Here is a 24,620-nt window from a genome sequence, read left to right on the forward strand (position 1 = left end):
GTCCAAGCCCCCTACGGGCTCACGGACTCCTACAGCCGGCACCTTTTTTCTGGACGCCCCGCTCCGCTGAATGCCGAGAGGGGCTCCTCCGCACGGCGGCTGGATCGGCACCTCGTCTTCGAGCATTTTTGATGCCTGCTGCCGAATCAGGAGCGGCCCAATTGCACATCGTTGCCGCCGATTACCGCACGTTTCGAAACCGGCAGGGCCGAGCTACGTGTGACGAGCGCCATCAACGAGACGGAGAAAATTGACGAAGAGGCCCAAAGTCGTTTCGCTCAGCCCTCAAATTTGTCCGCTAAGTAGCACAATAGGTAACACAAATGAGTAGAGGGAAGCGACATTGACAGCTAAAAAATTTGAAATTTATGCAGCAAAATCAATTATTTACCGAGAAATTTATGGGGCCGTTGGCTAGCGCCGCAAGAGTGACGCGAGGTGGGGCAGCCGCGACGGTACGGGTCCTGGGTCAACTACCCGAGAGTTTGACTGGCGAGTGCATAGGTCACCGGTGCAACGGCGTCGCCGACGGCAAAATCGTTGAGGCGTTTGCCCATGGACATAGTGAGCACCGTGTCGAAAACCGGCATTCCGCTGTGCGACAGAAAGGCGGCGAACTCGCCAGTGTCCATGTGGGTGTCGATCCGCAGGAAAGACCCCGAATGGTCGGCCACGTGCGGCCGGACGATCGCCACGGCGTCGGCGTCGCTTTCCGCCACGACCGGTCCCACGACATGGCCACGCCCGAACGGCCGACAAAGCGCGAACGCGTTCAGCTTGTCACCCTTGAAAAGACCATAGCCGACCGAATGCGCGAAAAGCTTTTCAATGAGCGCCGCCCGCCTCACGCCAAATCCTGCCGCGTCGAGCGCGATTGCCGCAGGAATATCCCTTGCGTCCAAAGTCCGGACATCGCCTCGCGCATTTGCAGGCCCAGCCATCGTCTGCATCCGGGCGATGCCCTGGCATTGATAAACGGTCTTCTCCGGCTGGAAGTCGAGCGAGAGATAGAGCCGCCTTGCCGCGCGCGTTGCATTGAGGCGCAGATCGCGACCGACCACCTTGTCGAAGACCCGCTTCATCAGCCATTGCCCCGCTCCCAGCGTTTGGAGTCGCGGCGATGTGATGACCATCCCCACGGTGGCGAAATCGTCACCATGCGCGAACCACATAGCCGAACCTAGAACCCTGCCGATCTCGTCGAGGGCCACGACCCCCTCTCCCGATTCACGCAGAAATTGCCAGTCCTCGGCGCGATGCGGCCATCCCACAGCGAGCGAGTGCGCGTGCAAGCGGTCCAGTTCGACGCCTTCGATGTCGCCGATCCGCATCGAGAAAGTGTCGATCTTCAAGCTTCCCGACGGCTTCAAGTCCATGCCCCTAAAAGATTGTCGTCCTGAGCGCCGCACACCGATGGCCACCCTCTGCCCGCCAACGCTAAACGAGCGGACCGGTACGATTAGCTCGAAAGCCGCGCAGCAACGCAAGATTCAACTGAAACATTTCAGCTTTCGGCACGCAATAGCGCAAGAATGCACACACTCTCTCCGGAAATCTAGCAGCATATGGTCGACGGCACTGATCCCGGCGAACCCGAACGTTTTGAGGGCAGGAATGGACGTCTTCGACATCCTCGACCGTCTCGTCGCCTTTCCATCGGTCGCCGGCAAACCGAACGGCGACATCGCTGGCTGGATCGAAGCCTATCTCGCAAAACACGCGACGCAGGTCACGCTGCTTCCAGGGCCGGAAGGCGATCGTTCCAATCTTTTCGCGACGATCGGCCCCTGTGATGTCCCGGGCTATATCCTGTCCGGCCATATGGATGTCGTTCCCGCTAGCGAGCCGCAATGGAGTTCGAGCCCTTTCGCGCTGCGCAAGGAGGGCGAACGGCTCTACGGACGCGGCACCACGGACATGAAGGGGTTTCTGGCCGCAGTGCTCGCCGCCGTGCCCACGCTGGCGGCACTGCGCCTTGCCAGGCCGATCCATTTCGCCTTCTCCTATGACGAGGAGGTGGGATGCCGCGGCGTGCCGCATTTGATCGCCCGCCTTCCCGAACTCTGCGCCAAGCCGCTCGGCGTGATCGTCGGCGAGCCGAGCGGCTTGCGCGCCGTGCGCGGCCACAAGGGCAAGGCAGCCGCCCGCTTGATGATCAATGGGCGCTCCGGCCATTCGTCGCGGCCCGACCTCGGCCTCAACGCCATCCACGCCATGGCCGGCGCGCTAAGTGCGGCCGTGAGCGAAGCGGAGCGGCTGACGAACGGTCCGTTCGACCCTGATTTCGAGCCGCCCTACTCCTCGCTGCAGGCCGGCGTGGTGGCGGGTGGACATCAGGTCAACATCATTCCCGACACCTGCACGCTGGACCTTGAGGCGCGCGCCGTACCCGGCGTCGACCCTGCCAGCCTGCTCGCGCCCGTCAAGGCACGGGCAGAGGCGCTTGCGGCCCAAGGCTTTCGGGTCGAGTGGAAACCGATGAGCGCCTATCCGGCGCTGTCGCTCCCACAAGACGCGGCACTGGCGGCACTTCTGCGCGAGTTGACAGGCGAGGTGCCGCTTGCCGCCGTCAGCTACGGCACAGAGGCCGGACTTTACCAGGACGCCGGGTTCGATGCGATCATCTGCGGACCAGGCGACATCGATCGCGCCCACAAGCCTGACGAATATATTCTCGCGAGTGAACTCGCCGCCTGCCAGCGGTTGACCGAGGCGCTGGGCGCCCGCTGCGCGGCTTGAAGGGAACCGGAATGACATTCCTGTTCAATTCCGACGCGCGGCGCGGGGCGATCTTCGCCGAAGCCTTCGCCAAAGAACTGCCGGACGTACCCTTCACGATGGATGCCGCAACGGTCGATCCCGACGCGGTGCGTTATCTCATTGCCTGGACTGCACCAGAAGACCTCGCGCGCTACAGGAACCTGGAGATCCTGTTTTCCATTGGCGCCGGCGCGGACCAGTTCCACCTCGATACCGTACCGGAACAGGTGAAGATCGTGCGGACGATCGAGGCAGGCATCGTGCGCATGATGCAGGAGTATGTGACGCTTGCCGTGCTCGCCCTGCACCGCAACCTGCCGGCCTATCTCGCGCAGCAGCGCGCCGGCCAATGGCGCGACATCACGCAACTCCAAGCCGGGTCGCGCCGGATCGGCGTGCTCGGCCTCGGGCAACTCGGGCAGGCCGTCCTCGATCGCCTGAAACCCTTCGGCTTTCCGCTCGCCGGCTGGAGCCGCTCGCCACGGCAGATCGAGGGCGTCTCCTGTCATCATGGCGAGCTTGGACTGAAGGAGATGCTCGCGGCCAGCGACATACTCGTTTGCCTGCTTCCGCTGACCAGGGATACGCGTGGTTTCCTCGATGCCGACCTGTTCGCGAAACTGCCCAAGGGCGCGGCGCTCGTTCACACGGGCCGGGGACCACAGCTCGACCACGAGGCGCTTGTCGCCGCGCTCGACCACGGCCACCTTTCGGCGGCGATGATTGATGTCACGGATCCCGAACCGCTGCCTGTGGGCCATCCGTTCTGGCGGCATCCGAAGATCATCCTGACCCCGCATGTCGCCAGCGTCACCCAGCCCGCGACAGCCGCGCGGGCCGTCATCGAAAACATCCGACGCCACCGCGCCGGCCTCGACCCCATCGGGCTCGTCGACCGGTCGCGCGGCTATTGAATCCAACCTGAAAGGCCATCCCTTGTCCCTGCTCAAGACCGTCGACACCAGCCCCGCCTTCCCGCCGCGTGAATCCCAGGCGCTGCCCGAACGGCTGATTGCCGGCAACCCCGCCTTCAAGACCTGGGCGCAGGACACGGCCAAGGGCGATCTCGTCCATACCGGCGTCTGGGAAGCGACGCCCGGCGAGACGCGCTCGATCAAGGGGGAGACCTTCGAGTTTTGCCATATCCTCACCGGCGTGATTGAGATCACGCCCGATGGCGGCGAGGCGGTGACTTACCGCACCGGCGACAGCTTCGTGATGAAGCCTGGCTTCACCGGTGTCTGGAAGACCATCGAAACGGTGCGCAAAATCTACGTCACAGTAGGGTAACGGCTCCGCCTGAGGCGCTGGCCTCCGCAACAGATTTTGCCGTCCCTCATTGCCAGCACGCAACAATCATCCGCGACCGATCGCCGAACGGCGCATGCTGCGCTCCTGCCCGCGCTAGGGTCGTCCAGAATAGCTGAAAGTAGGCGCCCATGGGCCTGAGCTTCGACCCGGATACCGTCTCCCTTCCCGTCGGCCATTTCATCGGCGGAGAACTCATCGCGACCGAGGGTGCGCTCGAGATGCGCCGACCGTCGGATGGCAAGGCATACGCCGCCAGCCCGGTGGCGGACGTTGATATGGTCGACCGCGCGGTGGCGAGCGCCAAGGCGGCGCTAAAGGCCAGCAACTGGGGCGGCGTCCGGCCGCGCGAGCGCACCAGGGCACTCCAGGCTTGGGCCGGCCTGATCGAGGCGGAAGCCGAAACGCTGGCAAAAATCGAGGCGCTGTGCTCGACCCGGCCCGTCGGCCAGCTCGTCGCCGGCGACATCGGCGTGACTGCCGAGCAGATTCGCTTCTTTGCCGAATTCGCCGACAAGGAAGGCAGCGAGCTGGTGCCGACCGACGACACCACTCTCGGCATGATCATGAGCCAGCCCTATGGTGTGGTCGGCGCGATCACGCCCTGGAATTTTCCGATCTCGATGGCCGGGTGGAAGCTTGGTCCGGCGCTGGCGGCGGGCAATGCGGTCGTGCTGAAGCCGTCGGAAATGACGCCCTTTTCGGCAGTCTACATGGCACAACTCGCCGTCAGAGCAGGCTTGCCGGCGGGGCTCATAAATGTGGTGCTGGGCGACGGTTCGACGACCGGCACGGCACTGACCGGACATCCCGAGATCGCCAAGGTCAGCTTCACCGGCTCGACCCGCGCCGGCTCGGCCATCATGGAGAATGTCGCACGCACCGGCGTAAAGCCGATGACGCTGGAACTCGGCGGCAAGAGCCCGCAGATCGTCTTTGCCGATGCCGATCTGGACAAGGCGGCGACCGCGATTGCCGGCAGCGTCACCTTCAACGCCGGCCAGGCCTGTGTGGCCGGTACGCGCCTGATCGTCGAGAAGAGTGTGGCCGACAGGCTGACGGCCGCGATCCTGGAGAAGATGAAGGCGGTACGGCCCGGCCCGACCTGGGACGAGGCGACGCAGTATTCGCCCATAATCTCGGAGCGGCAGCGGGCGCGTGTCGACGGCATCGTGCGGGCCGCGGTCGAAGCCGGCGGCCAATGCCTGACCGGCGGCGGGGTCATGGACAGCCCAGGCTATTTCTACGAGCCGACGCTGATCGCAGATGTAGACCAGGCCAATCCGGCGATCGTCGAGGAAATCTTTGGCCCGGTCTTGACCGTCCAGACCTTCGAGACCGAGGAGGAGGCGCTGGCGCTGTCCAGCCACCCGACCTACGGACTGGCTTCCGGCCTGTTCACTTCAGACCTGTCCCGCACCATCCGCTTCGCGCGCAAGCTCGAAGCGGGCACCGTCTGGGTCAACCGCTACAGCCGCTCGCGCGACCATATCCTGCCGACCGGCGGCTACAAGCGCTCCGGCATCGGCAAGGATCTCGGCCGCGAGGCCTATCTCGCCAACCGCAGGACCAAGAGCGTCCTGATCAGCCTCTAGAGAGATGCCGATGAAGTCCTATTCGATCGCCCTGATCCCCGGTGACGGCATTGGCCGCGATGTGACCGCCGCCGCCTGGTCAGTGCTGGAGACCGCAACCAAACACGCAGGCTGTGCCTTGACCGGAACCGAGTTCCCCTGGTCCTGCAAATTCTACAAGGAGACCGGCCGCATGATGCCGCAGGACGGCATCGAGACCTTGCGCGGCTTCGACGCCGTCCTTCTCGGCGCGGTCGGCTGGCCGGCGGAGGTGCCGGATTCCGTTTCGCTGCACGGCCTGCTGCTGCCGATCCGCAAGGCATTCGTGCAGTACGCCAACATCCGCCCGCACCGGCTGCTGCCGGGCGTGACAGGGCCGCTGCGGGCGGAAGGTTTCGACATATTGTGCATCCGCGAGAACACCGAAGGCGAATATTCGGGCGCCGGCGGGCGCGTGCATCAAGGCACGCTGGACGAGGTTGCGGTGGAGACCTCGATCTTCACCCGCGCCGGTGTCGAGCGCATCCTGCGCTTCGGCTTCGAACAGGCGCGGTCGCGGCGGGGCAAGCTGGCCTCCGTCACCAAGTCCAACGCGCAGAAATACTCGATGGTGTTTTGGGACGAGATCGCGCGAAAGCTGGCTGCGGATTACCCTGACGTCGAAGTGACCAGCTATCATGTCGATGCGCTCGCCGCGCGCATGATCATGGCGCCGGAGAGCCTCGACGTGGTGGTCGCCTCCAATCTGTTTGGCGACATCCTCACCGACATCGGCGCAGCGATCCAGGGCGGGCTCGGTTACGCCGCCTCCGCCAACATCAATCCCGACCGCTCGGCGCCGTCCATGTTCGAGCCGGTGCATGGCTCGGCGCCCGACATCGCGCATCTGGGCATCGCCAATCCGATCGCCACCATCTGGTCCGGCGCCATGATGCTCGATCATCTCGGCGAAAAGGCCGCGGCCGACCGCGTCATGAAGGCGGTCGAAGCCGCAACCGCCAGAGGCATAGGCACCGTTGCCGGCAAAGACCGCACGGAAGCCATCACCGCCGCGGTCGTCGCAGCGCTCACCTGATTGCAAGGTCGTTTTCGATGAAAAACCTGAAAGACAAATATCTCTTCCGCGAAGCCGGCCTGATCGGCGGCGAATGGGTCGCTGCCGGCTCCGGCAAGACCGTCAATGTCATCGATCCGGCGACGCAGGCTGCCATCGGCACCGTACCGGACATGGCCGGCCCGGAGACCCGCGCGGCCATAGACGCCGCCTCCTCCGCCTATGGCGACTGGAAGAAGAAAACCAACGCCGAGCGTGCTGGCCTCCTCGAGGCATGGCACGGCCTGATGCTGGCGCATCTGGACGATCTCGCGCTGATCCTGACGACGGAACAAGGCAAGCCGCTGGACGAGGCCAAAGGCGAGATCCGTTACGGCGCCTCCTTCGTCAAATGGTTCGCGGAGGAGGCGCGCCGCATCAACGGCCACACCATCCCCTCGCCGACGCAAGACCGTCGCATCATCGTGCTGAAGGAGCCGGTGGGCGTTTGCGGCATCATCACGCCGTGGAATTTCCCCAATGCGATGATCACTCGCAAGGTCGCGCCGGCATTGGCCGCCGGCTGCACCGTGGTGATCAAGCCGTCCGAGTTCACGCCCTATTCGGCGCTGGCGCTCGGCGTGCTTGCCGAACGGGCTGGTATTCCCGCCGGCGTCATCAACATCGTCACCGGCATGCCCACGGAGATCGGCAACGAGATCATGGCGAACGAAACCGTCCGCAAAATCTCCTTTACCGGTTCGACGCGCGTCGGCTCGCTGCTGATGCGCGGTGCGGCCGACAGCGTGAAGCGGCTCAGCCTCGAACTCGGCGGCAACGCGCCCTTCATCGTCTTTGACGACGCCGATCTCGACCTCGCCGTCGAGGGCGCGCTGGTGTCAAAATTCCGCAACGGTGGCCAGACCTGCGTCTGCGCCAACCGCATCCTCGTCCAGGCCGGTGTCTACGAAACCTTCGCCGCCAAGCTTTCGGCTCGCGTCAACGCCATGACGGTGGGACCGGGCACGCAGCCCGGCGTCGCTATCGGGCCGATGATCAACATGGCGGCGGTCGAGAAGATCAACCGCCACGTCGAGGACGCGCTCGCCAAGGGTGCTGCCATCATCACCGAGAAACCGGTGCTGCCGGAGGGCCCTCAGTATGTCGCGCCGCTGGTGCTGAGCGGCGCCACAAAGGACATGCAGCTTGCCGGTGAAGAGACGTTCGGTCCGGTCGCGCCGCTCTTCCGGTTCGAGACGGAAGAGGAAGCGATCGCGCTGGCCAATGGCACGCCCTACGGACTTGCCTCCTATTTCTACACCGAGAATTTGAAACGCGCCTGGCGCGTCGGCGAGGCGCTGGAGTTCGGCATGGTGGGCTTGAACACCGGTTCGGTCTCCATCGAAGTCGCCCCCTTCGGCGGCGTCAAGCTGTCCGGCCTCGGCCGCGAGGGCGCGCAGGCCGGCATCGAGGAATATCTCGAGATGAAGAGCTTCCACATGGGAATAGGGCAGTAAGGGAGTAAGGGAGTAAGGGAGTAAGGCAATACGGCAGTACGGAAGACAGCACCCTACTGCCCTACTGCCCTACTGCCCTACTGCCCTACTGCCCTACTGCCCTACCTCACCCGGTCGAGCGCCTTGTAGTAGAGGCCTACCATCGGCAGGAACCAGGGTTTGCCGGAATAGCCGGGAATGGATGGCCATTCGAGGCCCTTGAGCGGATTGCGGTCCTCGCGGCCGAGCATGGCATCGGCCAGGATCATGCCGAGATGGGTGGAAAGCTGCGCACCGTGGCCGGAATAGCCCATCGCGTACCAGACACCGTCATGGTAACCGGCGCGCGGAAAGCGGTCCTTGGTCATGTCGACCAGCCCGCCCCAGCAATAGTCGATCTCAACCTTGGCAAGCTGCGGAAAGATCGCCGCGAGGCCCGCCCGCAAGATCTGTCCGCTCCTGGCGTCGGAGCGCTGATCCGATGTCGCCGAAAAGCGTGCGCGGCCGCCGAAGATCAGACGATTGTCCGGCGAGAGCCGGAAGTAGTTACCGATGTTCATCGAGGTCACGCATGTCCGGTTGCCGGGCATGGTGGCAGTGATCTCGGCGTCGCTTAGCGGCCGCGTGGCGATGATGAAGCTGCCGACGGAAATGATCCTGCGGCGGAAATAGCTGAAGTCAGGCGTGGTGTAGGCGCCGGTCGCCACCAGCACGTTGTCGGCGCTAATGCGGCCGCGCGAAGTGGTCAGCTCATGCCTGCTGCCGGCCTGTTTGCGATCGGTCACCGCCGTGTTCTCATGGATGACGGCGCCATGGCGGGTGGCAGAAGTTGCGAGACCCGCCACATAGCGGCCCATATGCATCATGGCGCTCTTCTTCGACAGCATCGCGCCATGGAAGGGCGACCCGATCTCGGATTTCAGATCGGCCGCCGACAGCAGCGCCGTATCCGGGTCCACCTCGGCATGGAGGGCTTCAAAGTTGCGAGCGATCGCTTCGAAATGCTGCGGCTTGGAGGCGAGCTTCAGCTTGCCGGCGCGGCGGAAATTGCAGTCGATGCCCTCTTCGGCAACCAGCGCCTCGATGGTGTCGACGGAACTGTCGAGCGCCCGGTAGAGCGCGATTGCCCGCTCCTTGCCGAGCTCCGCCTTGGCCGAGAGATAGCTGTGGGCGAGGCCGTTGTTGAGGTGTCCGCCATTGCGCCCGGACGCGCCCCAGCCAACACGCTCCGCCTCCAGCACGGCCACCTTGGCACCGGCCTTCGCCAGCTGGCGCGCGGCGGCAAGGCCGGTGAAGCCGCCGCCGATGATGGCGGCATCATGGTGCCCCTCGACCGGGCCTTGCGCCCCGCCGGAAAAGACCGGGGCGGTATCGTGCCAGTAGGAGACGAACTTCATCGGCAATCCGCCTGTTTCAGAGCCCAACGACGCCCGCCAGACCGGAAATGTCCGATACCTCGACATAGCCGTAGTACGGGTTGGCCGGTTCGTGGCCGCGATTGACCCAGACCTTGTTCTTGATGCCGAGATCGTGCGCGGACATCAGGTCGTAGCGGAACGAAGACGAGCAGTGAAGCACATCCTCCGGGCCGCAACCCAACCTGTCGAACATGTATTCGAAGGCCTTGAAACGGGGCTTGTAGGCCTGCGCCTGCTCGGCCGTGTAGACTGCATGGAACGGCGCGCCGAGCTTCTCGACATTGGACATGATCTGCGCGTTCATGGCGTTGGAGAGGATGACCAGCGGAATTTCCTTGGCGACCTTCGCCAGGCCCGCCGGAACGTCGGCGTGCGGCCCCCAGGTCGGAACGCGCTCATAGACCATCCTGGCGTCGTCGTCGCTGAAGGCGACGCCGTTGCGCTTGCAGGTACGCTCGAGCGCGCTATGGACGACGTCGGCATAGGGCTTCCAGTCGCCCATGATCTCGTCGAGCCGATACGCCGAGAAATTCTTGATGAACTCCTGCATGCGCGGCTCGTCGAGGCGGCTGCCGTAGAGGTCGCGCGCCGCTTCCGCCATCTGGAAATGGATCAACGTGCCGTAGCAGTCGAAGGTGATGTATTTGGGCCTGAAGGAAGCCATGTCCGTCGATCTCCGGTGGAAGCACATCCGCGTTGGGATGTATTTCATCATAGGACGGCAGGCAGCGGCCCACCTGACCGAAATCACCCTCTCGAAAGCAGAAAGTTCCGTATCCGCGGTCCGGTTTGGCACGCTGTAGCATCTGGCGTGCCGATTGTGGTGCCGCCCGCGGCGTGAGGCGCCTGCACCGCCAGCACAAGATGCGGCGCACCGCCTGCGCTACGGCGAAAGATACCGTCGAAGCCAGGGCCTTCAGACGATCTGCGGCGCGCTGATGGTCGAAACTTGGCATCATACGGAAGGATGCCTCATGCCGCAGGGCGAGATCGAACTCCAGGCCTTCGGGCCGCACCATATCGAGGGCGCCGTGGCGCTTTCTCGCCAGGAGAATTGGCCGCATCGCCCGCAGGATTGGCAGATGGCGTTGCAGCTTTCGAGCGGCGCGGTCGCGCTCGATGGTCAGGGCCGCGTCACCGGAACCATCCTGGTCACGCCCTACGGCATGGATTGCGCCATGATCAACATGGTGATCGTCGACAGGAACGCGCGCGGCAAGGGGCTTGGACGCCAGCTTATGGATCAGGCCTTCGCCTTGGCCGGGAACCGTCCGCTGCGGCTCGTCGCGACGGCAGACGGCATGCCTCTCTATGAGAAATTGGGCTTCGTGCCGTCCGGCACCATCCTGCAGCATCAGGGCAAGGTTGCGGAGCTTGGTGCGCCCGGTGGCGTGGCAGCCGCAGGCATCGACGATCTCCCTGAAATCAAGGCGCTGGACCGCGACGCCTATGGCGCCGACCGCGAAGCTCTGATCGATGCGCTGGCGGAGAGCGGCCAGTTCGCCGTCATCCGCCGCAACGGCGCCATCGAGGCCTATGCCGCGATCCGCCCGTTCGGACGCGGCGAGGTGATCGGTCCGGTCATCGCGGGAAGCGCCGACGAGGCGAAGGCCCTGATCGGCTTCTTTGCCGCGCCGCGTCCCGGCGCCTTCCTGCGCGTGGATACCGGCAGCGTGACCGGCATCGCCAGCTGGCTCGAGGAAATCGGCCTCACCCATGTCGGCGGCGGTGTGGCCATGGACCGTCCACCCAGGACGGGCGCGGACCGGATCAGGCCGAAAGTTTACGCGCTCGCCAACCAGGCGCTCGGCTAGGAGGATAACAATGCTCGCCAATTCGCTGATCGAACTCGACCGCGCCCATCTCATCCACCCGGTCGCTTCATATCGTGGCCACGAGGCGCTTGGCGTGCGTGTGCTGAAATCGGCGAAAGGGGCGACCGTGACCGACGCGTCCGGCAAGCAACTCGTCGATGGCTTCGCCGGGCTGTGGTGCGTCAATGCCGGCTACGGCCATGACAGCATCGTCGACGCGGCGGCCCGGCAGATGCGCGAGCTTCCCTACGCCACTGCCTATTTCGATCTCGGTTCGGAGCCCGCCATCCGGCTCGCCTCAGAACTGGCCGAGCGGGCGCCGGGCGACCTCAATCACGTCTTTTTCACGCTTGGCGGGTCGGACGCGGTCGACAGCACGATCCGTTTCGTCCGCTACTACTGGAATGCCAAAGGCGAGCCGCAACGCGACCAGTTCATTTCCATCGAACAGGGGTACCATGGGTCGTCGGTGGTCGGCGCGGGCCTGACCGCCCTGCCCGCCTTTCACGCCGGTTTCGGCATTCCCTTCGAGTGGCAGCACAAGATTCCTTCACCCTATCCCTATCGCAACCCGGTCGGCGAGGACGGCAACGCGATCATCGCCGCATCGCTCGCCGCGCTGAAGGCCAAGATCGAGGCGATCGGGCCGGAACGGGTCGCCGCCTTCTATGCCGAGCCGATACAGGGCTCGGGCGGCGTCATCGTTCCGCCAAAAGGCTGGATCAAGGCCATGCGCGAACTCTGCCGGGAGTACGGCATCCTGTTCATCGCCGACGAGGTGATCACCGGTTTCGGCCGCACGGGACCGCTGTTCGCCTGCACCGACGAGGAGATCGTCCCCGATTTCATGACGACCGCCAAGGGGCTGACCTCGGGTTATGTTCCCATGGGCGCCGTGTTCATGGCCGATCATGTCTACAATGTCATTGCCGATGGCGCGGGCAGTTCGGCCGTCGGCCACGGCTATACCTATTCCGCCCATCCCGTCAGCGCTGCCGTCGCGCTCGAAGTGTTAAAGCTCTATGAAGACGGCCTTCTGGACAATGGCATCAAGGCCGGTGCCCGCCTGATGGCGGGATTGGAGGGCTTGAGGGGCCATCCGCTTGTCGGCGATGTACGCGGTCGCGGCATGCTTGCCGCCATCGAACTGGTGGTCGACAAGGACAAGAAGACGCCGCTTCCGGCGTCGGCAATGCCGGCACGGCGTATCTTCGACAGGGCGTGGGACAACGGCCTCATCATCCGTGCGTTTGCCAACGGGGTTCTCGGCTATGCTCCCCCGCTCTGCTGCACCGACGCCGACATCGACGCGGTCATCGAGCGCACACGCCGGACGCTCGACCAGACGCTGGCCGATCCCGATGTCCGCCAGGCTCTGGCATGACGGCGGCGAAATATGTCGTGTCTCGAAATATCGCCGGGGCGGACGATTTCGCAATTTTGTGCCGCCTCCTCACGCCTTTTCGGCGAATCCAGCGCGGGGGAAGTGCCAGACTGCAGTTAAGACAAGGCCAGAAGGCCCGGATTTCCGAGCCTTCGAAAAGGGCCGACGCCCCGGACAGCACGGAATTTTGTTCTGTTCAACACATGCAAATCGGCCGCGCGCAGAGGAGAGCCAGTCTTGGCCAGGGGCTTTAGTGAATTCAAATACTTGACCTTCGATGTCGTCGGCACGCTGATCGACTTCGAAGATGGCATCACGACCTGCCTGGCGGAAATTGCCGCGGAGGCCGGCGTTTCGATCGATGGCGAGGAAGCGCTGAGCCTCTACCGGCAGGCCCGCTACATGCCCGATGCCGGCCTGTTTCCCGACGATCTCGTGCGTGTCTACACAGCCATCGCGCCGCAACTCGGCCTGCCGGCCGAGGAGAAATACGGCATCCAGCTGCGGGAGTCGGCCAGCGTCTGGCAAGGCTTCCCCGACAGCGCGGCGGCATTGGCGGACCTTGCGAAGTCGCACAGGCTGATCGCCATGACCAATGCAAGACGGTGGGCACTAGATCATTTCGAAAAGCAGCTCGGTTCGCCCTTTTTCGCCACCTTCACGGCCGATGATACAGGCACGGAGAAACCGGACCCGGCCTTCTTCCAGAAGGTCTTCGATTTCGTGGCCTCCCGGGGCGACAGCAAGGATGACATCCTGCACGTCGCGCAAAGTCAGTACCACGACATCGGCATATCCCGAGCACTTGGCGTGACCAATTGCTGGATCGAGCGCCGGCACGCCCAGAAGGGCTATGGCGGCACGATCGAGCCAGATCGCTTCACCGCGCCGAACTACCACTTCACGTCAATGGCCGCCCTTGCCGCAGCCGTGCGGGAAAGCCTGAAGGAACGAACCTGAGCCCAAACCCGGAAAGCCGCAGCAAGACGAGCAAGCCGGAAAACAAACAGAAAGGGGAATGATATGACCGACAAGATCACGAACTGGACCAGCGCAGACGATGCCATGGTCGAAAATGCCATCCGGCGGGGCGCGAGCCGCCGCGAACTCCTCAAGATGCTGCTGGCCGGCGGCGCCGCAGTCGCCGCGGGCAGCATAGTGCTTGGCCGTGCCACCAATGCGGTCGCCGCCGAACCGGTTTCCGGCGGAACGTTCAAGGCCGCCGGCTGGTCGTCCTCGACCGCCGACACGCTCGATCCGGCAAAGGCGTCGCTGTCGACCGACTATGTCCGCTGCTGCTCGCTCTACAACCGCCTGACTTTCCTCGACAAGGACGGCGTCACGCAGATGGAGCTGGCTGAAAGCTTCGACAGCAAGGACGCCAAGACCTGGACGGTGAAGCTGCGCAAGGGTGTCACCTTCCACGATGGAAAGGCTCTCACCGCCGATGACGTGGTGTTCTCGCTGAAGCGCCATCTCGATCCGGCGGTCGGTTCCAAGGTCGCCAAGATCGCAGCGCAGATGACCGGCTTCAAGGCGGTCGACAAGTCGACCGTGGAGATCACGCTCGCCGACCCGAATGCCGACCTTCCGACCATCCTGGCGCTACACCACTTCATGATCGTCCAGGACGGCACCACGGACTTCTCCAAGGGCAACGGCACCGGCGCCTTCGTGCTGCAAACGTTCGAGCCGGGCGTGCGGTCGGTCGTCACCAAGAACAAGAATTATTGGAAATCAGGCAAGCCCTATCTCGACTCCTTCGAGTTCATCGCCATCAGCGACGACAGCGCCCGCGTCAACGCCCTGCTTTCTGGTGACATCAATTTTGCGGCTTCGATCAATCCACGCGCGATGAAGCTCATTGGCGGGCAGCAGGGCTTCGAGTTGTCGAAGACGACCTCGGGCAACTACACCGACCTCAACATCCGGCTCGACATGGATCCGGGCAACAAGGCCGACTTCGTGGCTGGCATGAAGTATCTGGTAAACCGCGAGCAGATCGTCAAATCGGCGTTGCGTGGACTTGGCGAGATTGGCAACGACCAGCCTGTCTCCCCGGCAAACATCTTCCACAATCCCGACATCAAGCCGAAGGCTTTCGACCCGGACAAGGCCAAGTTCCACTTCCAGAAGTCAGGCTTGCTCGGCCAGTCCATCCCCGTGATTGCTTCCGACGCCGCGACCTCGTCGATCGACATGGCTGTTATCATCCAGGCCGCCGGCGCCGATATCGGCATGAAGCTGGACGTCCAGCGCGTTCCGTCGGACGGCTACTGGGACAATTACTGGCTCAAGGCGCCGATCCATTTCGGCAACATCAATCCGCGCCCGACGCCGGACATCCTGTTCTCGCTCCTCTACGCCTCCAACGCGCCCTGGAACGAAAGCCAGTACAAGTCCGAGAAGTTCGACAAGCTGCTCGTCGAGGCGCGCGGCTCGCTTGATCAGGCCAAGCGCAAGGAAATCTACAACCAGATGCAGGGCATGGTCTCAGAGGAGGCCGGCACCATCATCCCGGCCTACATTTCCAACGTTGATGCTCTCTCCAGCAAGGTGAAGGGTTTGGAGGCGAACCCGCTCGGTGGCATGATGGGCTACGCAATGGCGGAATATCTCTGGCTCGAGGCCTGAGAGGCGCCTGCCGGGGACCGGACAGCCGGTCCCCGGCACCTATTGCGCAACATGGCTTGGCCGAACGCAACCGCAGGAGCGCTTCAATGACGTCTGGGGTTCTAAACCTCGTGCTGAAGCGGCTGGCGATCGCGGTCGTCACGCTTCTGATAGTGCTATTCGCGGTTTTTTTCGCCACCAGCATGTTGCCTGGCGATACCGCGTCGATCCTGCTCGGCCAGGCAGCCACCCCGGAGGCGGTCGCCGGCCTGCGCGAAGCCATGCATCTCAACGATCCGGCAATCCTGCGCTTCCTGCGCTGGCTTCTCGGCCTGCTCCACGGTGACCTCGGCACCTCCTATGCCAATGAGATGCCTGTCGCGGCGCTGATCGGCGGGCGCTTTGTCAACACAATGGAGCTCGCCGGCATCACCACCCTGCTCTCGGTGCCGCTGGCGCTGACGCTCGGCATCACCGCCGCCATGCTGCGTGGCTCCCTCTACGACCGAACCGTCACTATCCTTTCGATCGGCGTCATCTCGGTGCCGGAATTCATGGTCGCGACCCTCGCGGTCCTGCTTTTCGCTGTCTATCTCAAATGGCTGCCGGCACTTTCCTCGGTCAATGAGGTGCACACGCTGACCGACCTCGTGCGCATCTATGCAATGCCCGTGATCACACTCACCTTCGTCATCTCCGCACAGATGATCCGCATGACCCGTGCGGCTGTGATCGAAACGCTCTCCACGCCTTATGTCGAGATGGCGCTTCTCAAGGGCGCTTCACGCGGCCGCATGGTGCTCAAGCACGCGCTTCCCAATGCGCTCGGGCCGATCGTCAACGCGGTTGCGCTGTCTTTGTCCTATCTGGTCGGCGGCGTCATCATCGTGGAGACGATCTTCAACTATCCCGGCATCGCCAAGCTGATGGTCGATGCGGTTGCGACCCGCGACCTGCCGTTGATCCAAAGCTGCGCAATGATCTTCTGCCTCGGCTATCTCTTGCTCATCACCGTCGCCGACATTATCGCCATCATGTCCAACCCGAGGCTCAGGTGACAATGGCGCGTGTGGCAGCTTCCCCACGGTCCTTCCTGGGCCACAGCTACAATCTCGTGGGCGTCGTGGCCGCGCTGGTCATCCTGGCGTGGACGCTGATCGCCATCTTCGCGCCCGCCATCATTCCCCATTCGATCGGCGACATAGTCGACGACGACTATTTCGGCCCGATGCGTCAGGGTCTATGGCTCGGCTCCGACTATCTGGGGCGCGACATGCTCTCACGGGTGCTCATGGGCGCGCGCTACACTGTCGGCATATCGCTCGCCGCCGTCGCCATCGCCTGCTTTTCGGGCGTGGTGCTGGGGATGGTCGCGGCCGTCACCGGCGGCTGGCTCGACACCTGCCTAAGCCGATTCCTTGACGCCATGAACTCCATCCCCAGCAAGCTGTTCGGCCTTGTGGTCGTCGCCGCGGTGGGCTCGTCGATCCCGGCGCTGATCCTGACGCTCGCCGTCATCTACATACCCGGCGCCTACCGCTTCGCACGGGCGCTCGCCGTCAACATCAATACCATGGACTTCATGACCGTCGCCCGCGTCCGCGGCGAAAGCACCGCCTATCTCATCGGGTCCGAGATCCTGCCCAACATCATCCGCCCGGTTCTGGCCGATTTTGGCCTGCGCTTCGTCTTCATCGTGCTCTTGCTCTCAGGCCTGTCCTTCCTCGGACTCGGCCTGCAGCCGCCGCTCGCCGACTGGGGCGCCCTGGTACGCGAGAACATCGGCGGCCTGCCCTTCGCGGCTCCCGCCGTCATCATTCCCTCGCTGGCGATCGCCAGTCTCACCATCAGCGTCAACCTGCTGATCGACAACCTGCCGCAGAAGATCAGGGACAGGGACACATGACCAATCTCGTCGAGGTCAGGAACCTGAGGATCGAGGCGACGACGGACGCCGGACGCATCGTCGAAATCATCAAGGGCGTCAGCATCGACATCGCCGACGGCGAGATCGTCGCCCTGATCGGGGAGAGCGGCTCCGGCAAGACAACGGTGGCGCTCTCCCTCATGGGCTATGCGCGGCCCGGCTGCCGGATCACCGGCGGCGAGATCAATGTGAACGGCAAGAACATGGCGGCACTGTCCGAAAAGCAGCGCGCCAAATTGCGCGGCACCGACATTGCCTATGTTCCGCAAAGTGCCGCCGCCTCCTTCAACCCCTCGTCGACGATCATGGAGCAAGTGATCGAGGTCACGCGCATCCACGGCCTTATGCCGCCCGAGCAGGCGCGAAAGCGCGCGGTCGAACTGTTCCGGGCTTTGTCGCTGCCGGATCCGGAAGGGATTGGCGCGCGCTACCCGCACCAGGTTTCAGGCGGGCAATTGCAGCGGCTGTCGGCGGCCATGGCGCTTATCGGCGATCCCAAGCTGGTCATCTTCGACGAGCCGACCACCGCGCTCGACGTGACCACGCAGATCGACGTGCTGAAAGCATTCAAGGCGGTCATGCGGGCGGGTGGGATAGCGGGGGTCTATGTTTCGCACGACCTCGCCGTCGTCGCCCAGATCTCCGACCACATCGTTGTGCTGAAGGGCGGCGAAGTGCAGGAGACCGGCACCACCGCTCAGATTCTTTCGGCCGCCCAGCACCCCTATACGCGCGAACTTTTGGCTGCCTTCGAGCCGAGGCCGCGGCAAGCGCACGCGGACACGGATGTCGGCGCGAAGCCGTTGCTGCGTATCGACAATGTGACCGCCGGCTATGGCGCGGTGCGGGATAACGGGCTGCCACTCGTCCGGGCCGTCGATTCCGTCAGCCTGGTCGTCGAGAAGGGACGCAACCTCGGCATTATCGGCGAATCCGGCTGCGGAAAATCGACGCTGGCGCGAGTCATCGCCGGCATCCATCCGGCGGCGGCCGGCGACATCATATTCGACGGCAAAGAACTGCAGCGCGCCGCGGGGAAACGCAGCCAGGACCAGTTGCGCGAGATGCAGATCGTGTTCCAGTATGCCGATACCGCGCTCAACCCGGCCAAGCCTGTGGAGGACATCATTGCCCGGCCGCTGGCCTTCTATCACCAACTCGACAGGCAGGCGCGCTCGAAGCGCGTCGATGAACTGCTCGACATGGTTCGCCTGCCCAGGACGCTGCGCTACCGTCGGCCGTCGGAGCTCTCGGGCGGCCAGAAGCAGCGCGTGAACTTCGCGCGCGCCCTGGCGGCCGGACCCAAGCTCATCATCTGCGACGAAATCACCTCGGCGCTCGACACGGTGGTGGCGGCCGCCGTGATCGACCTGCTCAAGGAGCTGCAGCGCGAGCTGGGCCTTTCCTACATTTTCATCAGCCACGATCTCTCCGTCGTCGAAGCGATCTGCGACGAGATCATGGTCATGTATAATGGGCAGCGGGTTGAACAGATCACGCCCGACAGGCTGCAAGCGCCAAGCCACCCCTATTCGAAGCTTCTGTTCTCCTCCGTGCCCAAGCTCGATCCGACGTGGCTCGATGGCCTCGTCCGCGACCCGGAGCTCGTCAGCCAGTACGGCCATCGCTGATTACATCGGAAACAGGCTGGGCAGCGGCATATGCGCCTTGATGATGGGTGACTTCAGCACCACGAAGCTGAAACACTTGTCGATGCCGATATCCATGTCGGTGAGCCGCTCGACGATCGCCTGATATTCGGCAATCCCACCCGTGACGAATTTCAAGAGATAGTCATAACGGGCGGACACGCGGTGGCATTCGACGGCGGCATCAACCTTGTCGACGGCGGCAAGGAAGCGCGCGAAGTCGATCTGACGATGGTTCTTCAGCGTGATTTCCGTGAAGACGGTGAGCGTGCGCCCCAGCTTGGCGATGTCGATCTGCGCCGAATAGCGGACGATATAGCGTTCGGCCTGCAGCTTCTTTACCCGCATCAGGCAGGGGCTGGGGGAGATTGACCAATTCCGCCAGCTCCACATTTGTGATGCGGCCGTTCTTCTGCAGCTCGTACAAAATCTTGATGTCGATCCGATCGAGTTTCATAGGCCCTGCCTACAATTGCGAGCAGAGCCGGTAGGCCTCGTAGATCGACGAGTAGATGTCCCTGCTGGCAACGGCGTCGCCGATGCGGTGCAGGACGAAAGATCCGGCAGCTTGGGGACCTTTGTCCCCGTTCGTTTCCGTTCCCGTCATCAGTGCTATGTCGGTGACGCCGTTATTGGCTGAGCGCGCGCGCAATTCCTGGTAAGTGTCCTCCATCGGCACCGTGCCGCGCTCGACAATGAGTTGGGCCGCCGTCATTTCCGTTTCCGCACCGGTGAGTTCATGCCGAAACGTGGCGGCGATGCCGTTGCCCTGGCGTACCGCCTTGACCAGACGCACATCGCTGACAACGCGGATGCCGCGTTCCGTGGCGCGTTTGCGAAAACTCACCCGGTCCGGATAGGGCGTCTCGATCGCCAAAGTGTCGTCGGCTATGGCCAGGCTGACCACGCGCCCCGGACGGGCCAGATGCAGGGCGCAGGAAATTGCCGCCTGGCGTCCGGTCTCGTCGTAGATGAGCACGTCGTCCTTTGCCGGCACGACCCCGGTCAGGACGTCCCAGACGCTATCGCAATGTTCGGCACCCTCCAGCCATTCCATATCAGGAATGCCGCCGGTGGCCACGATGACCGCGTCCGGTTTTGCGGCAAGGACGATTTCTGCGTCCGCATAGGTGTTGAGACGGACTTCCACTCCAAGCCGAGCGAGTTCGTCGACGCGCCAGTCGACTATGCCGATGAGATCCTTGCGGTCGGACGCTGCGGCCGCGACGAGCACCTGCCCGCCGAGCCGTGCCGCGGCTTCGAGCAGGCTCACTCTGTGTCCGCGCTCGGCGGCGACCCTTGCCGCTTCCATCCCACCCGGACCACCGCCGACCACGACCACCCGTTTCGGCGTCTCCGCCCGGTCGATGATGTGGTTGACGAGGGTCTCATGGCCGCTGGCCGGGTTGTGGATGCACTGCACCTTCTTGTACAGGCAGTAGGACGCGCCGACGCAGGGGCGGATGCGTTCTTCCTCTCCGCGCATCACCTTGTTGACGATGTGCGGGTCGGCGATATGCGCGCGCGTCATGCCGACCAGGTCGACAAGGTTTTCGCGGATCGCATGACGAGCCGTGGCGACATCCCTGATCGCTGCGGCGTGGATGACGGGCAGTTTGGTTTCCCGTTTGAACTGCCCGACCAGCGGCAGAAACGGCGCGCTCGGGCTGAACATGCCGGGCATGTTCTGCTCGGCCAGCGACAGGTCGGTGTCCATGCGGCCGAAGATGCAATTGAAGAAATCGACATGGCCTTCCCGCTCGAACAGCCTGGCGAAGGCTAGGCATTCCTCGAAATCCGACCCGTCGTCGACCGCCTCGTCGATCACCAACCGGATGCCGACAGCGAAGTCGTCACCCACCGCGCGGCGTATTGCCTCGTGAACCATCAGGCCGAAGCGCGCGCGGTCTTCCAGCGAGCCGCCGAAGCCATCCGTGCGCCTGTTGGTTCTGCGTGAGAGGAATTGCCCGATCAGATGGCCGCCGGTGACCGTCTCGACGCCATCCAGACCGCCGTCCACGCAGCGCCTTGCCGCTGTGGCGTAATCCTTGATGATCCTGTCGATGTCGGCGGCGTCCATCTCCTTCGGGAAATTTCGGTTTCGCGTCTCGCGAATGCGCGATGGCGCCACTGGCGGCAGCCAGTTTCCGGCATAGGCGGTGGCGCGCCGTCCAAGATGCGAGACCTGGCACATGACGGCGGCGCCATGGCGATGAACGCGCTGCGACAGCGACTGGAGATGAGGCACGATACGATCGCTGGAGAGGTCCAGCTGACCGCCGCCCCAACTGGAGTCGGGCGAGGTCATGGCCGAGCCGCCCGCCATGCTCATCGCCAGGCCGCCGCGCGCTTTCTCCTCATGGTAGCGTTGGTAGCGCTCGAGCGGCAGGCCGCCATCGTCCAGCATCGAAGCATGACTGGTGCTGACGACACGGTTGCGGAGCCTCAGGCCCTTGAGCCGAAACGGCTGCAGCAGGGGATCGCCGGATGTGCCGTCCGCTTGAGATGCCGCTGTCTTCACGCCCTGCTCCACCCCATTCATGAAGCTTATAGTTCGTCATTTGCGGAGCCGGAGAAAGCTTGAAAATTGTTGGGGTAGCTATACGCTGAGCGTATGGCTGGTTTCGCAAAACTCGTTCCTTCCGCACGCGGACTGCTGGTCTTCGAAGCGGCTGCCCGGTCGGGCAGTTTCACCGCCGCCGCGCGCGAATTCAACGTCACGCAACCATCCATCAGCCGCAGCATCGCCCAGCTCGAGGCCGATTTTGGCATCGCTCTTTTCACGCGGGGGCCAACCGGGTTGGCGCCGACCGCGGAAGGGCGTGCCCTTTACTCGGCCGTGCGGGAGGGATTTGACGGCATCGAGGAGGTGATCCGGAGAATCAAGCAGAACGATGCGGCAAAGCCGGTGGTTACCCTTTCCCTTTCGAGTTCTCTGGCGACGTATTGGTTCGTTCCCAGGTTAGGGGCTTTCAACACCAGGTTTCCCGATGTGGACCTGAGGTTCGAGCTGATCGCGGGCGTTCTGAGAGGCCCCGCCGAGAATGTCGACCTTGCCACGAGAATCCTGGCCGATGACGATACGCACTATCATCATTGGCCATTCTCGCCGGAAGTCATCGTTCCGGTGTGCAGCCCAGCCTATCTGGCGGCCCACGGTCGGCTGATCCACGCCGGAACCGGGGAAGGTCATGTCCTGCTGCACCTGACCGACGCCAAGGAGCAGTGGCTGGACGCCTGGGGCAAGGTGGCCGAGCGCAAGACCAGCATGGCAAAATGGCTCGAATTCTCGGACTACGCGGTCGTGCTGCAGGCCGCGATGAACGGGGAGGGCGTGGCGCTCGGCTGGCTCAGCAACGTTTCAAGGGCGTTGCTTCAGGGAACCCTGGTCCCAGCCTCAGACAGGCAGATCAACACGGGCCGGATCCATCAGCTGATTGCACCGCGCTCACGGCCGGTGCGGCCTGTGGTCTCCGATATCCAGGCCTGGATGATCGCCGAGATGCAAGTCGAATTGAAAGCACTGCAGCCGATCTTGCGGCTGGACATCGCGTAGCGAGCCGCAGGCGACAGATGTAGCGCGGCGCTGCCACCGCCGACTACCTCGGAAACAGGCTGGGCAGCGGCATGTGCGCCTTGACGATGGGGGACTTCAGCACGACGAAGCTGAAATACTTGTCGATGCCGATATCCATGTCGGTCAGCCGCTCCATGATCGTCTGGTACTCGGCTATGCCGGCGGTCACGAATTTCATCAAATAGTCGTAGCCGCCCGACACGAGGTGGCATTCGATGACCTGATCGATCTTCTCCACCACGGCGAGAAAGCGGGCGAAGTCCACCTGGCGATGGTTCTTCAAGGTGATTTCGGTGAACACGGTCAGCGTCTGGCCAAGCTTGCCGATATTGACCTGTGCGGAATAGCCCTCAATGTAGCCCTCCGACTGGAGCTTCTTGACCCGCATCAGGCACGGGCTTGGCGACAGATGCACCAGGTCGGCCAATTCCACATTGGTGATGCGGCCGTTCTTCTGCAATTCGTGAAGAATCTTGATATCGATCCGATCCAGCTTCATGGTCGTCTCCGCAGAACGCACGCCACAGCACAAAATGCTGCCTTGCATATAGGCATTGACACTACCACAGCCCGTTGGCCTGTCCATCCAAGCGGACAGCGCTTTGAAACGCAGTCGCTCCCGATTTTGACCGAGCTGCCGAAATAAAATTCTGCTTCGGCTTCAACTGCGGCAGCGGCTGCCTGCGCAACACGGTAGATTGGCGCTTCAAGGCAGAGAGACCATGCGCGCGCCGCTACAGCAAATCGAGACATCTGGCGAACTGCCGCGATCCGCGGACGCGGTGGTGATTGGCGGCGGCATCGTGGGTGTCTTCGCGGCCTATTATCTGGCCAGGCGCGGCATGCGGGTCGCGCTTGTCGAAAAAGGGCGCATCGGCGCCGAGCAGTCCTCCAGGAACTGGGGATGGTGCCGCCAGCAGAATCGCGACGCCCGCGAGTTACCGATGGCGACACGCAGCCTCGATTTGTGGGACAGCTTTGCCACGGAAACCGGCGAAGACACCGGCTTTCGCCGATGCGGTTTGCTTTATCTCAGCAATGACGAGGCAGAACTGGCCGGCTGGGCACGCTGGCGTGACTTCGCCAAAACGGCCGGCGTCACCACGCAGATGCTCGACGGCGCCGAGGCCAGCGAGCGGGGCCGTGCCACCGGCCGGGCCTGGAAGGGCGGTGTCTTCTCCCCGACCGACGGCACCGCCGACCCGTCGCGAGCTGCCCCCTCTGTCGCCCGGGCCATCCTCAAGCTCGGGAGCACCGTGCATCAGAATTGCGCCGCGCGCGGCATCGAGACCGAAAGCGGGCGCCTGAGTGGGGTGGTCACCGAAAGCGGAACGATCAGGACGAAGGTGGCAGTGCTCGCCGGCGGCGCCTGGGCTTCGTCCTTTTGCCGGCAGTTTGGCTTCCGCTTTCCGCAAGCATCGATCCGCTCCTCCATCCTGTCCGTCTCGTCAGGCGCGGAAGGTCTGCCGGATGCGCTGCACACGGCAAGGATCTCGGCCACGCGCCGCGGCGATGGCGGCTACACGCTCGCCATAAGTGGACGTGGCCGCGTGGACGTGACGCCGCAGCAATTGCGTTTCTCCTCGCAGTTCCTGCCGATGTTCCTGAAGCGGTGGCGAAGCCTCGCGCCCGGCGGGCTGCAGGGCGCGCGCTCGGGCCACGAAACGCTTCGGCACTGGCGACTCGACCAGCCGACGCCGATGGAGCGGATGCGCATTCTCGATCCGGTTCCGGATCAGGCAACAATCCGCTTGACCCATGCCCGGGCGCTTGAACTTCTGCCCGACCTTCAAAAGACCAGGATCAGCGCGGCCTGGGCCGGCTACATCGACAGCACGCCGGACGGTGTTCCCGCCATCGGCGAGATTCAAAGCGTTCCGGGCTTCTTCCTGGCCGCCGGGTTTTCAGGACACGGCTTCGGCATTGGGCCCGGCGCCGGTCACCTCATCGCCGATCTGATGATCGGGTCGCAACCGATCGTCGATCCGAAATCCTACGATCCGCAGCGCTTCGATGTTTCGGCCTGGGGAAAGGTCGCCGATTTCTAAGACGTGACCGATGCCGAGG

At 63.6% G+C, this 24,620-nt stretch carries 20 protein-coding genes and 1 pseudogene; 15 read left to right on the forward strand and 6 right to left on the reverse strand.

What is annotated here, in order from left to right; genetic code table 11:
* Window positions 1–473 precede the first annotated feature (473 nt).
* On the reverse strand, window positions 474–1,376 hold the full coding sequence (locus JG747_RS30225; protein ID WP_019860264.1) for a GNAT family N-acetyltransferase: 903 nt from the start codon (window positions 1,374–1,376) through the stop codon (window positions 474–476).
* 238 nt (window positions 1,377–1,614) lie between these two features.
* Between JG747_RS30225 and argE the strand changes: the two genes are divergently transcribed.
* From argE to JG747_RS30255, 6 genes are all read left to right on the forward strand, one after another.
* A complete protein-coding gene (gene argE / locus JG747_RS30230) occupies window positions 1,615–2,739 on the forward strand; it encodes an acetylornithine deacetylase (RefSeq protein WP_202360629.1) in 1,125 nt (374 codons plus the stop codon).
* Between the two features lie 11 nt (window positions 2,740–2,750).
* Complete coding sequence (locus tag JG747_RS30235; RefSeq protein WP_202360630.1) at window positions 2,751–3,674, forward strand: 2-hydroxyacid dehydrogenase; 924 nt, start codon at window positions 2,751–2,753, stop codon at window positions 3,672–3,674.
* Window positions 3,675–3,696: 22 nt separating this feature from the next.
* Complete coding sequence (locus JG747_RS30240) at window positions 3,697–4,050, forward strand: cupin domain-containing protein (RefSeq protein ID WP_027047222.1); 354 nt, start codon at window positions 3,697–3,699, stop codon at window positions 4,048–4,050.
* A 149-nt stretch (window positions 4,051–4,199) separates the two neighbouring features.
* Complete coding sequence (locus JG747_RS30245) at window positions 4,200–5,663, forward strand: aldehyde dehydrogenase family protein (RefSeq protein WP_202360631.1); 1,464 nt, start codon at window positions 4,200–4,202, stop codon at window positions 5,661–5,663.
* Between the two features lie 10 nt (window positions 5,664–5,673).
* The gene (locus tag JG747_RS30250) at window positions 5,674–6,717 is read left to right on the forward strand and encodes a tartrate dehydrogenase (protein ID WP_202360632.1); all 1,044 of its coding nucleotides are present in this window, start codon (window positions 5,674–5,676) and stop codon (window positions 6,715–6,717) included.
* Between the two features lie 17 nt (window positions 6,718–6,734).
* Complete coding sequence (locus tag JG747_RS30255; protein WP_202360633.1) at window positions 6,735–8,192, forward strand: NAD-dependent succinate-semialdehyde dehydrogenase; 1,458 nt, start codon at window positions 6,735–6,737, stop codon at window positions 8,190–8,192.
* Between the two features lie 101 nt (window positions 8,193–8,293).
* Here JG747_RS30255 and JG747_RS30260 read toward each other — a convergent pair whose 3' ends face one another.
* Both JG747_RS30260 and JG747_RS30265 read right to left on the reverse strand, forming a co-directional pair.
* A complete protein-coding gene (locus tag JG747_RS30260) occupies window positions 8,294–9,568 on the reverse strand; it encodes an NAD(P)/FAD-dependent oxidoreductase (protein ID WP_202360634.1) in 1,275 nt (424 codons plus the stop codon).
* 16 nt (window positions 9,569–9,584) lie between these two features.
* The gene (locus tag JG747_RS30265; protein WP_202360635.1) at window positions 9,585–10,253 is read right to left on the reverse strand and encodes a haloacid dehalogenase type II; all 669 of its coding nucleotides are present in this window, start codon (window positions 10,251–10,253) and stop codon (window positions 9,585–9,587) included.
* Between the two features lie 310 nt (window positions 10,254–10,563).
* Here JG747_RS30265 and JG747_RS30270 point away from each other — a divergent pair, with 310 nt between their 5' ends.
* The 7 genes from JG747_RS30270 (at window position 10,564) to JG747_RS30300 (ending at window position 18,958) form a co-directional block, all read left to right on the forward strand.
* Window positions 10,564–11,403: a GNAT family N-acetyltransferase gene (locus JG747_RS30270; protein WP_202360636.1), complete on the forward strand. Its 840-nt coding sequence runs from the start codon at window positions 10,564–10,566 to the stop codon at window positions 11,401–11,403.
* A 10-nt stretch (window positions 11,404–11,413) separates the two neighbouring features.
* The gene (locus JG747_RS30275) at window positions 11,414–12,787 is read left to right on the forward strand and encodes an aspartate aminotransferase family protein (RefSeq protein ID WP_202360637.1); all 1,374 of its coding nucleotides are present in this window, start codon (window positions 11,414–11,416) and stop codon (window positions 12,785–12,787) included.
* Window positions 12,788–13,024: 237 nt separating this feature from the next.
* Window positions 13,025–13,747 (forward strand): HAD-IA family hydrolase, encoded by a 723-nt coding sequence (locus tag JG747_RS30280; RefSeq protein ID WP_202360638.1) that lies wholly within the window; start codon window positions 13,025–13,027, stop codon window positions 13,745–13,747.
* A gap of 63 nt (window positions 13,748–13,810) precedes the next feature.
* Window positions 13,811–15,421 (forward strand): ABC transporter substrate-binding protein, encoded by a 1,611-nt coding sequence (locus JG747_RS30285; protein ID WP_019860279.1) that lies wholly within the window; start codon window positions 13,811–13,813, stop codon window positions 15,419–15,421.
* An 86-nt stretch (window positions 15,422–15,507) separates the two neighbouring features.
* Entirely contained in the window at window positions 15,508–16,458 is a 951-nt protein-coding gene (locus tag JG747_RS30290) for an ABC transporter permease (protein ID WP_202360639.1), read from the forward strand.
* A gap of 2 nt (window positions 16,459–16,460) precedes the next feature.
* Window positions 16,461–17,306: an ABC transporter permease gene (locus JG747_RS30295; protein ID WP_141700908.1), complete on the forward strand. Its 846-nt coding sequence runs from the start codon at window positions 16,461–16,463 to the stop codon at window positions 17,304–17,306.
* Entirely contained in the window at window positions 17,303–18,958 is a 1,656-nt protein-coding gene (locus tag JG747_RS30300) for an ABC transporter ATP-binding protein (RefSeq protein WP_019860283.1), read from the forward strand. Before JG747_RS30295 ends, JG747_RS30300 begins: the two co-directional genes overlap by 4 nt.
* On the opposite strand, the pseudogene JG747_RS30305 reads toward JG747_RS30300, so the two are convergent.
* A pseudogene (locus tag JG747_RS30305) lies at window positions 18,959–19,433 on the reverse strand (Lrp/AsnC family transcriptional regulator).
* A gap of 9 nt (window positions 19,434–19,442) precedes the next feature.
* Window positions 19,443–21,518 (reverse strand): NADH:flavin oxidoreductase, encoded by a 2,076-nt coding sequence (locus JG747_RS30310; protein ID WP_064986218.1) that lies wholly within the window; start codon window positions 21,516–21,518, stop codon window positions 19,443–19,445.
* A gap of 72 nt (window positions 21,519–21,590) precedes the next feature.
* Here JG747_RS30310 and JG747_RS30315 point away from each other — a divergent pair, with 72 nt between their 5' ends.
* Window positions 21,591–22,532: a LysR substrate-binding domain-containing protein gene (locus JG747_RS30315; RefSeq protein WP_064986216.1), complete on the forward strand. Its 942-nt coding sequence runs from the start codon at window positions 21,591–21,593 to the stop codon at window positions 22,530–22,532.
* 43 nt (window positions 22,533–22,575) lie between these two features.
* Here the strand turns inward: JG747_RS30315 and JG747_RS30320 are convergent, their stop codons facing one another.
* Window positions 22,576–23,052: an Lrp/AsnC family transcriptional regulator gene (locus tag JG747_RS30320; RefSeq protein ID WP_038644676.1), complete on the reverse strand. Its 477-nt coding sequence runs from the start codon at window positions 23,050–23,052 to the stop codon at window positions 22,576–22,578.
* A gap of 223 nt (window positions 23,053–23,275) precedes the next feature.
* Here JG747_RS30320 and JG747_RS30325 point away from each other — a divergent pair, with 223 nt between their 5' ends.
* On the forward strand, window positions 23,276–24,601 hold the full coding sequence (locus tag JG747_RS30325) for an NAD(P)/FAD-dependent oxidoreductase (RefSeq protein WP_202360640.1): 1,326 nt from the start codon (window positions 23,276–23,278) through the stop codon (window positions 24,599–24,601).
* The last annotated feature ends 19 nt before the right edge of the window (window positions 24,602–24,620 follow it).

Origin of the sequence: Mesorhizobium sp. 131-3-5 (assembly GCF_016756575.1) — a bacterium.
Lineage (GTDB): Bacteria > Pseudomonadota > Alphaproteobacteria > Rhizobiales > Rhizobiaceae > Mesorhizobium > Mesorhizobium jarvisii.